Below are 12,253 nucleotides of genomic sequence, written 5' to 3'. Positions count from 1 at the left end.
CATGGGCTTCGACCTGGCGCAGTACGGGCTCATCGCGATCGGCGAGTCGCTGGTCATCCTCACCGGCGGCATCGATCTGTCGGTGGGCGCCCTGCTGGGCACCAGCGTCATCCTGATGTCCTGGTTCAACGTCAGGGCCGGGCTGCCGCCGGTCCTCGCGATCCTGGTCACCCTGCTGATCGCCGGCGCGGTCGGGCTGGTCCACGGACTGGCCGTCACCCGGCTGAAGATGCCCCCGTTCGTCGTCACCCTCGTCACCTACACCGTCGCGCAGGGCGTCACGCTGGCCATCACCTCCGGCACCTCCATCACCGGCATCGGCGGGACGTTCAGCGACCTGGGGCAGACGTACGTCGCGCAGGTGCCGCTGCCGCTCGTCGTCTTCCTCGTGGTGGCCGTCGCCGCCTGGTTCTTCCTCGAACGCACCTACGCGGGGCGCCAGGTGTACGCGGTCGGCGGCAACCCGGAGGCGGCCCGGCTGGCCGGCATCCGCGGTGACCGCCGGGTGGTCTCCATGTACGTCACCAGCTCGCTGCTGTCCGCGTTCGCCGGGATCATGGTCCTCGGCCGGATGGGTGTCGGCTCGGCCAGCGGCGTCGGTGTCGGGTGGGAGCTGTCGGCGATCGCCGCCGCCGTCATCGGCGGCGTCAGCCTCACCGGCGGGCAGGGCCGGATCCTCGGCATCGTGGCGGGCACCGTGCTGCTCGAACTGATCAACAACGGCCTGACCACACTGCAGATCAACGCCAACTACACCAACATCGTGCTGGGTTGCGTCCTGGGCCTGGCCATCACCGCGGACCGGCTGCGCGCCAGAAGCGTGGCCGGGCGCGGCTGAACCGCACGCGCGGCCGGGACCGCGCGGCACGGGCCGGGCGCACGGGCACACCCTGGCGTACCCGGCGCCCCACGCCCCCCTCGCGCCGTCCCGGCCGCCCTCCCGAGCAGCGCCGCTGCCCGAGCGGCGTCCCCCCACATCCAAGGAGGAAACCGATGTCCTCATCGCCAACCGCCAGGCTGGTGCGCCGGTTAAGGACCTGGGCGCTCAGCGCCGCGGCGGCCACCGTGCTCGTCGCCGGAGTCCTGGCCGGCGCCGCCGCACCGGCACCGGCGGCCGGTTCGCTGCCCTGCGACATCTACGCGTCCGGCGGCACGCCCTGCGTGGCCGCGCACAGCACCACCCGCGCCCTGTACTCGGCCTACAACGGGCCGCTCTACCAGGTCAGGCGCGCCTCGGACAACAGCACCCGCGACATCGGGCTGCTGAGTTCCGGCGGCTACGCCAACGCCGCCACGCAGGACTCGTTCTGCGCCGGCACCACCTGCGTGATCACCGTCATCTACGACCAGTCCGGGCGCGGCAACAACCTCACCCAGGCGCCCGGCGGCGGCGCGGCCGGCGGCCCCGACAACCTCGCGAACGCCACCTCCGCGCCCACCACGGTCGGCGGCCACAAGGCCTACGGGGTGTTCGTCGCACCCGGCACCGGGTACCGCGACGACCACACGTCGGGCATCGCGACCGGCGACCAGTCCGAGGGCATGTACGCGATCCTCGACGGCACCCACTACAACGGCGGCTGCTGCTTCGACTACGGCAACGCCGAGACGAGCAACAACGACACCGGCAACGGCCACATGGAGGCCATCTACTTCGGCAACATCAAGGTCTGGGGCTACGGCGCCGGCAACGGCCCCTGGGTGATGGCCGACCTCGAGAACGGCCTGTTCTCCGGCGTCGACCAGCACTACAACGCCAACGACCCGACCGTGAACCACCGTTACCTGACGGCCATGGTCAAGGGCGGTGCCAACCAGTGGGCGATCCGCGGCGGCGACGCGCAGTCCGGCGGCCTGTCCACGTTCTACAGCGGCGTGCGGCCCAACGTCAGCGGCTACAACCCGATGCACAAGGAAGGCGCGATCATCCTCGGCATCGGAGGCGACAACAGCAAGGGTTCGGCCGGCACCTTCTACGAGGGCGCGATGACGTCCGGCTATCCGTCGGACGCGACCGAGAACGCCGTCCAGGCCGACATCGCGTCCGTCGGCTACGCGACGACGTCCACGGGCACCGGCGGTCTCACACCGGGGCAGCGCCTCTCGCTGCGGGCCACGACCGCCTGCTGCACCTCCGACTACCTGCGCCACGACGACGCCGACAGCAACGTCGCCATCTCCGCGATCTCGTCGTCCAGTTCGGCCACCGACAAGGGCGACGCGACCTGGATCGTGCGGGCCGGACTGTCCAACAGCGCCTGCGTGTCCTTCGAGTCGGGGAACGACGCGGGACAGTACCTGCGGCACTCCAACTTCCAGCTGCGCCTCAACGCCAACGACGGCTCCTCGCAGTTCGCGCAGGACGCCACCTTCTGCCCGCAGGCCGGAAACAACGGCCAGGGCCTGTCGTTCCCCGCCGTGAACTACCCCGACCACTTCATCCGGCACTACGGCTACACCGTCTACCTCGCGACCGACGGCGGCTCCAACGCCTGGGACAGCGCGACCTCCTGGAGCGACGACACCAGCTGGGCCGTGGCCCAGCCCTGGGCCTGACCTCCAGGGCCGAGCACGCGGCCGAGCGGCCGCCGCCTCCCCCCACCGCGGGGCCGCACCGCAGAGCCGGTGCGGCCCCGCCGGCGCACGCGACGCCGGACGTCGGGCGTGGCGAGCACGGACACCCGGTCGGCGCCGGAACAACGCGGGCGCTCATGGGCTGAGCGGACCGTGCCCCCCGTCCGCGGGCGCCTCCTGCCCGACCCGCCCGGCCAGCCGCTCCACCGCCGTCGCGACCGCCCCGGGGTTCGAGATCATCGTCAGATGGCGGGCCCCCGGAATCAGGGTGGGCGCGGGCGCGCCGACACGGCGGGCGGTCTGCTCCGGGCTCTGACGCGAGAACACGTCGTCCGAGGCCCCGAACACCACCGCCTTGGGGATCGGCACGGCGGCCAGCAGGGCCACCCGTGCGGCCGGCAGGCCGGGCACGCCCGCGCCGAGCATGCTCCACAGCGCGCCCTCGGCACCCGCTACCTGAAGGGGCCGCCGCCACTGGTCCACGCCCGCACCGTCCAGCGGTGGGCAGCCGGGCCCGCACTGTGCGTCGTACAGCCCGCGGATCACGGCGTCGGTGCTCAGGCCGAGCCGCAGCAGCGACGTGCGGTACGGGTCGACCAGCACGTACTTCAGCGCCGACGGCGGCCCGGCGCCCGTGTCGAGGGCGTCGCCGTCCAGCAGCATCACGCCGCCGATCCGTCCCGGCGCGCGCAGCGCCGCCTCCGTGACGACCGCCGCGCCGCTGGAGTGCCCCACGAGCAGCGGGCGCGCGGCGCCCCGGCCGCTCAGGCGCATCGCGTCCAGGAACCCCAGCAGCTGCCGGGTGAAGTGGTCGACGGTGTACGGGCCGCGGCGCTGGCTGTACCCGTCGCCGGTCAGGTCGAGCGCGTACACGCGATGGTCCCGGGCCAGCAGCGGCGCCAGCCGCGACCAGGTGTCCACCGTCTCGAAAGCGCCGTGCACCAGCACCACGGGCGTGCCCGCAGTGCCCCACTCCTGGTACCGCGTACGGACGTCCCCGGCCTGCACGTAGGACAGCCCCGGCGGCGGAGCGGCACGCCCCGACGTGAAGCCGTTGTAGGCGAGGGAGGCCACGGTGACCGCCGCCCAGAGCACGGCGCAGCCCAGGGCGACGCGCCGCAGCCACCGCCGCAGGCGCGGACGCCGGCCGGGACCGGGCGCGACGTCCGTCCCGTGGGCGCCCGCGCGGCGGAGGCGCGACGGATGGGGCGGGCGGGGCAGGCGGAGGGTCGGCATGGGCGACAGCTTGGTCCATCCGCCGACCGCCGGGCATCGTGCCCCGGAAGTCCGTGACCGTACTCCCGCGGAAGTAGCGGCCGGCATGCTGCTCCCGCGGGCTCAGCCCAGCACGGCCCGCAGCCATGCGGCCGTGGCGGCGAGGGAGGCGGGCGCGTCGAACTCGGCGTCCTCGTGCCCCGCGCCGGCCAGCAGTTCGAAGCGGCTGCGGGCCCCGGCGTGACTCAGCGCCTGGTGGAGCGCGAACCCCTGGGACGGCGGCACGATCCGGTCCCGGTCGCCGTGCGCGATCAGGAACGGCGGTGCCTGCGCCGACACCCGGTCGAGCAGGCTCAGGCCGGCGGCCCGCGCGGCCAGCTCCGCCGGGTCGTCGAGGCCCAGCAGGTCCGCCTCGAACCGGAACGGCAGGAGGCGCGCCTCGACGGAGCTGCGGGACGCCGAGGCCACCAGGTCGGCCTGGCCGAACCAGTGCACCACCGCCTGCACGGCGCTGGACCGGTCGAGGTTCCCGCCGACCTCGCCCTCCAGCTCCCGGTCGCCCGCGGACAGCGCCAGCAGCGACCCCAGGTACGCTCCCGCGGACGCGCCCCACACGCCGATGCGTTCCGTCGGCAGACCCAGGCGCTCCCCGTTCGCCCGCAACCAGCGCACGGCGCCCTTGAGGTCGTGCACCTGGTCGGGGAAACGGGCATCGGGCACGAGCCGGTAGTCGACCGAGACGACCGTCACCCCGAAACCCGCGAGCGGCGCCAGCCGCGTCCCCCCGTCCTCCCCGCGGCTCCCCCTGCTCCAGCCGCCGCCGTGCGCGTACACCACGACGGGGCCGCCGCCCCGGTACACGTCCAGCCGCAGGTCCAGCCCTCCGGGCCGCCCGTACACCAGCGCCCGCTCCACCTCACCCGGCCCACTCGTCACCCGCCCCAGCCTAGAGACGCCGCCGCCCCCTCGCCGGGACCGACGCCCCGTCAGCGGCCGGCCCCCGGTGCCGGGCGGGCGTGACCGCGGGCGCCGGCCCGGCGCGCCCGCGACGGGGCGGCCGGGCGGCGCCCGCGGGGGCGGTCAGCAGTCGGGGATGACCGTGCCGTTGTTGTCCTTGGCCTCGTCGTTGCCCCACTTGGAGAGGTAGTACGCCGAGACGTACTGACCGGCGGGGCCGACGTCCGGGTCGGTGCGCAGCCACCAGTGGTTGTACGAGGTGCTGGTGCCGACCATGCGGCCCCACGCCTTGCAGTAGACGTAGTTGGTGCCCGCGTACAGGGTGCCGGTCTGCGCCGTGCTCGTCGGCGACGCGTAGACGGAGGCGCTGGCGAAGGTGTCCGCCCAGTACTTGCCGGCCGGCGCGGAGGAGACCCCGAAGGTGACGTCGACCCAGTCGTTGTCCGTCATGCCGAGGCCGTCCCAGAAGGTGCCGTCGGCGAGGTCGATGCCGGCGGGGTTGGAGACGGCGCGGCCGAACTGGTCGTGGCCGCCGTTGTAGCCGGTCTGGTAGGCCGCCTGGGCCTCGGGCGTGCCCTGGGCGAGGTCGCCCCACGACTCGCGCACCCCGGCGGGGTTCCAGTAGTCGTCCGTGGTGTTCCACGGGCCGACGTCCCAGATCGGCGCGGTCTCGCAAGCGCTGCCGTGGCACACCCGCACCTGGTAGGTGGTGCTGCCGAGGGAGTCCAGCAGGGCCCGCGAGGGAAGTGCCACGAAGTGGTCCCGGCTGGCGATCACGTGGCCGTTCGCGGTCGTGCCGCCGACGAGGCCCTCTCGGGTGGCGTAGACGCGGTAGGTGACGGACGTCAGGGGCGCCGTCTGCGGCTGCGCGGTCAGCGGGGTCGCTGCGGGCGACAGCCGCACCGCGGACACCTCGGGCGCCGCGGAGCCGGCCGGCCCGCCCAGCACGACCCGCACCTGGACGGTCGCGACGGGCGCGGGGAAGGCGACCGGGCTGCCGGCCCTGGCCGTCGTCCACTGGCTCCACCGGCCGGACGCGTCCAGGCCGCGGACGTCGGTCTCGACGGTGGAACCGGCCGGATGCGTCGCCGTCGTGTCGACGGCCAGCGCGGAGACGTCCCGGCCGAGGTCCGAACTCGGCGCGGTGTACTCGGCGTACGAGCGGTCCGCCGGCATCGCGGCGGGGTGCGACCGCGTGTCGCGGACCGTCAGCCGGCCGTCCGACAGCACCGTGTTGGCGCTGTCCGCGGCCGGCGCCGCGAGGTCCACCGACCAGCTCGTGCCCGCCGGGGCGGCCGGCTCCGGCGCGCTCCGTGCCTGCGCCACGCCCTGGAGCGCCAGCGATCCCAGGAGCGCGCTCAGGGCGGTCAATATGAGGGGAGTGCGTCGCCTCGACGCGTGCATGTGCACCTCGCAGCTTCATTCGTCCGACGTGGGGGGGTACGAAAGTGACAGCGCTTTCCGTGCGGAGCGCAGGGAGGCTATCCGTGGCGCGCAAGCGGCCACAAGAGTTGATGAAGACATGGCAAGCAGGCGTGGCGAGAACACGTCCGACCCGCTCGGGGCGGGACCGAACGCGGGTGTGACCTCACACGAGGCGCGGGTCAGCGCGGCTGGAGCCGGAGCGTCGTCGCCCGGGCCCCGTCCGCCACCATCGGTGCCACGTAGTTGCTGTAGCGGCTGTACTTGGACCGGTAGGCCGCGTCCACACGGTGGTTGACGACCGGGTCGGTCTCCTCCGTGAACGTCACGTCCTTGGCCAAGCCGCTGCTGGTGATCCGCCCCGCGTGAGTCGAGCGGGCCGCCTGGTACCAGGCGCCGCCCGTCCCGCGCCAGGACCGCACGTACAGGTCGTCGCCCTCGCGCACCACCCAGATGGTGGTGGGCGGGCGCAGGGTGCCGTCGCTCTCCAGCGGCGCGACGTCCAACTCGTCGGTGCCGTCGATCCGGTCGAGCTCTGCGGCGGTCCAGGCGGTCATCTGCGGTTCTCCTCGATGGTGGGCACGCGGGGCCGGTCCCGGACCGAACGGCCGCGGGCCCGCCGGGTTCCAGCCTGGCGGGCCGACGCGCGTGCGTGCGGCTTATACGGGTCCATACGGGTCGCCGCGGCCTCGCCCACGCGAGTGGCCGCGCAGCGCCCGCAACGCCGCGGGGCCGGGGCTCATCACGTCCGAGTCCGGGTTCCGGGTTCCCCGGCCTCGTCCCGGTCCGCGTCAGGGGCGGGCGGCGGCGGTGCGCGGCCCGGCGTACTCGGCGTCGCTCACGTACTCCGGCCACCGCACGTCGTCGGTCTCCCAGAGCGCGAGATGCACCATGAAGCGGTCCGGTGCCGCCCCGTGCCAGTGGTCCTCGCCGGGCGGGGTCCCCACCACGTCACCGGGGTGGGCCTCGAGGACGCGTCCCCCGCGGGCCTGGACGAGCGCGATGCCCTCGACGACGTACAGGGTCCGGCCGAGGCCGTGGGAGTGCCAGGCCGTGCGGGCGCCGGGAGCGAAGCGGACCGCGTTGGCCCGCATCCGTCCGGGCTCCTCCGCCGGCAGACCACGTCGGCCCAGGCGTCCCCCGTGAACCACGCGTCACCCGCCGAAGGTGAAGCCCGCCAGCCGCTGCTCCCCGGCCAGTTCCACACGCAGGTCGTGAACTCTCGAGCAGGGAAGGGCGAGTTCGCCGGTGACCGTCGTCCAGGCGTACCGGTCGCCCGTGCCGGGGACGGGCAGGGCGGCCAGCCGGGTGCTGCCCGCCCACACCTCGAGGCGGCCCTCACCCTCACCGGTGCGGGAGACCTCGGCCGTGACGGTGCGGGCTCCGGTCACCTCCACGGAGCGGAACAGGAGCGTGGCCGGTGCGGCGGCGTCGGCGGGGGCGACCGCGTCGCCCGCGGCGCGGGTGGCGTCCACCAGCGCCGCGTTCGCGCCGTCGTCGAAGTCCGCCGCGGCGAACCGCCGTCCCACCGCCTCGCGCGGCCGGGGCACCGGGCCGGTGACGGTCAGGGGCGCGACGAGCGTGACGTCGCCGGCCGAACGGGCCGCCAGCACCTCGTGTCCGCCGGGGTCGACGGTGAACGCGCCGCCGGCCACGGACCAGCGCGCGAGCGACTCCGCGACGTCCAGGGTGAACGCCGCCCCGCGTGACTCGCCCGGCCCGAGACGCACCTCGCGGAAGTCGGCGAGTCGGAGCAGCGGTGCCTCGTCACGGGCGTGCAGGGCACGGACGTACAGCTGCACGGTCTCGGTGCCGGGCCGGTCACCGGTGTTCGTGACGGTCACGGACGCGGTGACCTGGCCGTCCTCGGCGACGAGGCCGCCGCTCAGGCGGAGCCCGCCGTGCGCGAACCGGGTGTACGACAGCCCGTGGCCGAACGGGTGGAGCGGTTCGGCCCGGTGGTACTGGTACGTCCAGCCGGCCTTGATGATGTCGTAGTCCAGCCGGTCGGGGAGCGTGTCGTCGCCTCGGTACCAGGTCTGGGGGAGGCGGCCGGACGGGTCCGCGTCGCCGAGCAGCACCGCGGCGAGGGCCCGGCCGGTCTCCTGGCCGCCGTGCGACGTCCACAGCACCGCGGGCAGGTGCGCGTCCGCCCAGTCGACGGCGTACGGGTAGCTGCTCATCACCACCAGCACGGTCTGCGGCCGCACGGCGGCGACCGCGCGCAGCGGCCGCTCCTGCGCGGGCGGCAGGGCCAGGCCGGCGCGGTCCTGGGTCTCGCGGCCGTTGATGTGCGGGTCGTTGCCGAACACACGACGACGACGGTGCCGGCGCGCTCGGCGGCACCGACGGCCGCGGCCACGCCGCCACGCAGCACCATCAGGGTGAAGCGTTCGGCGTCCGCCGGGTCCTCCGAGGACATGGCGACGTCCCCGGTCGCCGCGTCGAGGACCGCGTACCGTCCGGTGAGGACGCTGCGCAGCAGCTCGCCACCGCCGGGCGCCGCCTCGAGGCGGAACGTCTCGTGGACGTCCCAGCCCCCGGGCAGGCGGCGGTCGGCGGTCACCGAAGCGTCCTCGTTGAGTCCGGCGTAGCGGCCGGTGCCGGCGTTGCGCAGCGTGAGGACGCCCAGGTCCCAGTCGAACAGGTCGAACTGCGCTTCCCCGCCCACCGGTTCGGCCCCCGCCGTGTCGCCCCTACCGCCGTCGGAGCGGGCGGCGGTCAGGCGTCCACGGGGGCCGGCGGCGATCAGCGGCGCTCCCGTCGACGCGGCGCGCAGCGCGATCGGGTCCACACCCTCGACGGTCTCGACGGTGCCGCCGCGCCCGGCGGCCGCCACGGCCAGTCCGGCCGCGGCGGTGATCCGGTACGGCATCGTCCCGCTGTACCAGTCCTCGAACAGCGTGTCGGCGAGCGGTCCGACGACCGCGACGCGGCCGGTCCCGGACAGCGGCAGCAGGCCGTCGCGGTTGCGGAGCAGCACGATCGTGCTGGGGCCGCCCTCGGGTCCGGAGACCCGTGGACCCGTAGCGCCGGATGCGCCGGATGCGCCGGACCCCCGGCCCCCGCCCGGAACCGGGGACCGCCGCGGCCCGTCCAACGGGCATGGGTGGGACGAGGACTTGGGGACGGCGCCGGACGGCCTGCGTGACGGCGGCCGTGGCGGGCGCGGGGTTGCTGCTGGTCGGCTGCGGGGATGTCGGGTCGGGCGGCGCCTGCCCGATGTGGCGCGGGATCCCGACGATCACGGTGGACGCCGCGCCCTACGTGCGGGCGCATCCCGGGCGGGCCACGACCATGCGCGTCTGCCTCGTGGACGTCGGCAACGCCTGTGACGCGGCCTCCGCGGCCGGCCGGAGCGTGGCGGTGAACGCCCAGCAGGCGGTGTTCCGCCTGGGCCACCTCGACTCGGGCACGTATCGCGTGCGCGTGGTGCTCGCGGACACTGCCGGGCACTCCGTCCTCGACACCACGGGAAAGCTGGTGGTGCACCACACGGACGGCGGCCGCTGCAAGAACCTGGTCGGCGACCACGGAACGAGCCGGGTCGACGCGGGCGGCCGGATCACCACGACCTGACCGCCGGCGTCCCGCCGGTGGCCGCCGATCAGTGGGCGGGGTCCAGCGTCAGCTTGAACCCGACGTGGCTCGCGCGGAACCCGAGCCGCTCGTAGAACCGGTGGGCGTCGGTGCGGCCGGCGTCCGAGGTCAGTTGCACCATCGCGCAGCCGCGCTCCCGCGCCTGCTCCACGCACCACGTGATCAGGGTGCTCCCCAGGCCCGTCCCGCGGGCCGCACTGCCGATCCGCACCGCCTCGATCTGCGCGCGCGTCGCCCCCCGATGGGACAGCCCCGGCAGATACGTCAGCTGCGCGGTCCCGACGACCATGCCGTCCCGCTCCGCCACCGCCAGCACGTGCTGCGGGTCCCCGGCGATCTCCGCGAACGCCGCCTCGTACGGCCGCAGGTCCTCCGGCGACTCCCGCAACCGCCCCAACTCGTCGTCGGCGAGCAGCGCGACGATGGCCGCCACGTCGCCGGCGCCCGCGGCCCTGATGGTGATCTCGTTCATGCCCCCACTCCATCACAGCCCCACCATGCGATAGACCTGGGGGTTCACCGGGGGGAAGGGGTCGAGGGCGGCATGAAGAGGGCGGCTACGGGGGCACTGCTGGGACTGGCGTTCGGGGACGCGATGGGTTTCCCGACGGAGTTCAACAGCATGGCGCAGATCGAGGCGAAGACCGGACCGTGGCGGAGCATGCCGCTGCCGCTCGCCTCCGGACGCGCCTACGTCACGGACGACACGCAGATGACGCTGGCGCTGGGCGAGGGCCTTCTCGACGCGCTCGCCGGCGGCCCGCTCACCGCGGCAAGGATGGAGCCGCCGGTGCGGCGGCGGTTCGTGGACTGGTGCTTCGCCGACGACAACGACCGTGCACCCGGCGGAACGTGCCTGCGCGCCTGCGAGGCGCTGAGCAGGGGCGGACGCTGGCAGGACGCCAGCGAGATCGGGTCCAAGGGGTGCGGGGCGAACATGAGGGTGGCGCCGCTCGGCCTCGTGCCCGGGCTCGACGCCCGGCAGCGCTCCGGCGCGGCGCAACTGCAGGCGGCTCTGACGCACGGCCACCCCACGGCACTGGCGGCCGCGGACCTGACGGCGGAGGCCGTCCGGCTCCTGGCGGGCGGCGCGGAACCGGCGGACCTGGTGCCGGCGCTCACGGCGTACGCCACGGGCAGCCGGTCGGCCTATCGCGCCGACTGGCTCGGTGACCTGGCGGCGCGGGCCCACGACGAGAGTCCCGCCGCCTTCGCGGCGCGCGGCTGGGACGCATGCCTGCGTGCCCTGGGCCGGCTGGAGGAGGCGCTCGCCGACGCGGATCCGGAGGCCGATCCCTGCCTGGCCACGGGCGCGGGCTGGGTGGCCGAAGAGGCGCTGGCGACCGGCCTGTACTGCTTCCTGATGCTGGCCGACGACCCGCCCGCCGTGATCCGCAGGGCCGCGTACTCCTCGGGCGACTCGGACTCCGTCGCCGCGCTGTCCGGCGCGTTCGCGGGGGCGTACCACGGGGCGGACGCGTGGCCCGGGGACTGGGTGCGGGACATCGAGTACCGGGAGCGGCTGCTGGCGCTGGGGCGGGCCTGGGACGTCTGAGCGCGGGAGGCGGGGGCGACGGCCACCCGGGCTCGAAAGTTTCGGATTGACGTTTCCGCGTCCTGATCGACTTCGCCTCCGCCTCCGAATTCCACGCGCGGGCATCCTGCCTCTCGTGGCCGCTGAACTGCTCCGATGGGATCGTGCGCCACGGCAACTCATGGCGATCGTTTCGGAGTTGGTGTCGAAACTGTTGACAGTGGTCGGCGGCGGACCAACACTGGGCGCCGTCGGCAGGGCGTCACTCCTGCCGATCCGGGTCACCTGGTGGCCCGTTCGGCCGGTCGCCGGGCGCACGGTGGCCGGCCGGTCGTACCGGCGCCATGCACGAGCCGACCCGCGGTCGCCGTCGCCCCGATCCACCGACCGCCGCGGCGTCGGGCCGTGCCGCCTGCCCCCCACCCGCCTCAACGAGGAGGAAGCGCGCACATGAACGACATCCTCGCCCCACGCACGAACCCCGGAGCCGGCCGTCTGAGGCTGCTCCTCAGCAGCGTCTGCGCCATCGTCCTGGTCGCCGTCGCCGCACTGGTCCTGCCGGGTACGGCCAACGCCGACACGGTCGTCACGTCGAGTCAGACCGGCACCAACAATGGGTACTACTACTCGTTCTGGACCGACGGCGGCGGCTCGTCGTCGATGACGCTGGGCTCCGGCGGCAACTACAGCACCTCGTGGAGCAATGTCGGCAACTTCGTGGCCGGCAAGGGCTGGAGCAACGGCGGCCGCCAGACCGTGAACTACTCCGGCAGCTTCAACCCGTCCGGCAACGCCTACCTGTCGCTGTACGGGTGGACCACCAACCCGCTCGTCGAGTACTACATCGTCGACAACTACGGCACCTACCGGCCGACCGGCACCTACAAGGGCACCGTCACCAGCGACGGCGGCACGTACGACATCTACGAGACGCAGCGCGTCAACGCGCCC

At 74.3% G+C, this 12,253-nt stretch carries 12 protein-coding genes and 1 pseudogene; 5 read left to right on the top strand and 8 right to left on the bottom strand.

What is annotated here, in order from left to right; all coding sequences use genetic code 11:
* Positions 1–838, top strand: an 838-nt coding sequence (locus BMW99_RS38285; RefSeq protein WP_075018397.1) for an ABC transporter permease, incomplete at its 5' end; no start/stop codon positions are given.
* A gap of 155 nt (positions 839–993) precedes the next feature.
* Complete coding sequence (locus BMW99_RS38280) at positions 994–2,556, top strand: alpha-L-arabinofuranosidase B (RefSeq protein ID WP_069463580.1); 1,563 nt, start codon at positions 994–996, stop codon at positions 2,554–2,556.
* A 153-nt stretch (positions 2,557–2,709) separates the two neighbouring features.
* Here the strand turns inward: BMW99_RS38280 and BMW99_RS38275 are convergent, their stop codons facing one another.
* From BMW99_RS38275 to BMW99_RS42835, 7 genes and pseudogenes are all read right to left on the bottom strand, one after another.
* On the bottom strand, positions 2,710–3,810 hold the full coding sequence (locus tag BMW99_RS38275) for an alpha/beta fold hydrolase (RefSeq protein WP_069463581.1): 1,101 nt from the start codon (positions 3,808–3,810) through the stop codon (positions 2,710–2,712).
* 102 nt (positions 3,811–3,912) lie between these two features.
* Positions 3,913–4,725: an alpha/beta hydrolase gene (locus tag BMW99_RS38270; protein WP_218159333.1), complete on the bottom strand. Its 813-nt coding sequence runs from the start codon at positions 4,723–4,725 to the stop codon at positions 3,913–3,915.
* A 144-nt stretch (positions 4,726–4,869) separates the two neighbouring features.
* Positions 4,870–6,117, bottom strand: coding sequence for a hypothetical protein (locus BMW99_RS42565; protein ID WP_079176332.1), 1,248 nt, complete (start codon positions 6,115–6,117; stop codon positions 4,870–4,872).
* A 233-nt stretch (positions 6,118–6,350) separates the two neighbouring features.
* Positions 6,351–6,725 carry a DUF2255 family protein gene (locus BMW99_RS38260; protein WP_069467600.1) on the bottom strand — a complete coding sequence of 125 codons (375 nt, stop codon included), beginning with the start codon at positions 6,723–6,725 and terminating at the stop codon, positions 6,351–6,353.
* 234 nt (positions 6,726–6,959) lie between these two features.
* Positions 6,960–7,375 (bottom strand): annotated as a pseudogene (locus BMW99_RS38255) ((R)-mandelonitrile lyase).
* Positions 7,323–8,420, bottom strand: coding sequence for a glycoside hydrolase family 3 protein (locus BMW99_RS42840; protein WP_265737219.1), 1,098 nt, complete (start codon positions 8,418–8,420; stop codon positions 7,323–7,325). The pseudogene BMW99_RS38255 and the gene BMW99_RS42840 overlap by 53 nt, the downstream one beginning before the upstream one ends.
* A complete protein-coding gene (locus BMW99_RS42835; RefSeq protein ID WP_265737218.1) occupies positions 8,351–9,151 on the bottom strand; it encodes a glycoside hydrolase family 3 C-terminal domain-containing protein in 801 nt (266 codons plus the stop codon). Before BMW99_RS42835 ends, BMW99_RS42840 begins: the two co-directional genes overlap by 70 nt.
* 164 nt (positions 9,152–9,315) lie before the next feature.
* Here BMW99_RS42835 and BMW99_RS38240 point away from each other — a divergent pair, with 164 nt between their 5' ends.
* Positions 9,316–9,747: a hypothetical protein gene (locus BMW99_RS38240; RefSeq protein ID WP_075018392.1), complete on the top strand. Its 432-nt coding sequence runs from the start codon at positions 9,316–9,318 to the stop codon at positions 9,745–9,747.
* A gap of 28 nt (positions 9,748–9,775) precedes the next feature.
* Here BMW99_RS38240 and BMW99_RS38235 read toward each other — a convergent pair whose 3' ends face one another.
* Positions 9,776–10,240 (bottom strand): GNAT family N-acetyltransferase, encoded by a 465-nt coding sequence (locus BMW99_RS38235; protein ID WP_069466281.1) that lies wholly within the window; start codon positions 10,238–10,240, stop codon positions 9,776–9,778.
* A 72-nt stretch (positions 10,241–10,312) separates the two neighbouring features.
* On the opposite strand from BMW99_RS38235, the gene BMW99_RS38230 reads away from it, so the two are divergent.
* Positions 10,313–11,323, top strand: coding sequence for an ADP-ribosylglycohydrolase family protein (locus tag BMW99_RS38230; protein WP_075018391.1), 1,011 nt, complete (start codon positions 10,313–10,315; stop codon positions 11,321–11,323).
* A gap of 429 nt (positions 11,324–11,752) precedes the next feature.
* Positions 11,753–12,253, top strand: a 501-nt coding sequence (locus BMW99_RS38225) for a glycoside hydrolase family 11 protein (protein WP_177226152.1), incomplete at its 3' end; no start/stop codon positions are given.

This window comes from Actinacidiphila rubida, from assembly GCF_900110255.1.
GTDB classification, from domain to species: Bacteria; Actinomycetota; Actinomycetes; order Streptomycetales; family Streptomycetaceae; genus Actinacidiphila; species Actinacidiphila rubida.
The sequence above is the reverse complement of the archived record's forward strand: the minus strand, read 5'-3'. Positions and strand labels throughout refer to the sequence as shown.

Bases quoted from the DNA above. Each gene is read 5' to 3' on its own strand.
- BMW99_RS38280 (WP_069463580.1), top strand. From the start codon at position 994: ATGTCCTCATCGCCAACCGCCAGGCTGGTGCGCCGGTTAAGGACCTGG.
- BMW99_RS38275 (WP_069463581.1), bottom strand. From the start codon at position 3,810: ATGCCGACCCTCCGCCTGCCCCGCCCGCCCCATCCGTCGCGCCTCCGC.
- BMW99_RS38260 (WP_069467600.1), bottom strand. From the start codon at position 6,725: ATGACCGCCTGGACCGCCGCAGAGCTCGACCGGATCGACGGCACCGAC.
- BMW99_RS38235 (WP_069466281.1), bottom strand. From the start codon at position 10,240: ATGAACGAGATCACCATCAGGGCCGCGGGCGCCGGCGACGTGGCGGCC.
- BMW99_RS38230 (WP_075018391.1), top strand. From the start codon at position 10,313: ATGAAGAGGGCGGCTACGGGGGCACTGCTGGGACTGGCGTTCGGGGAC.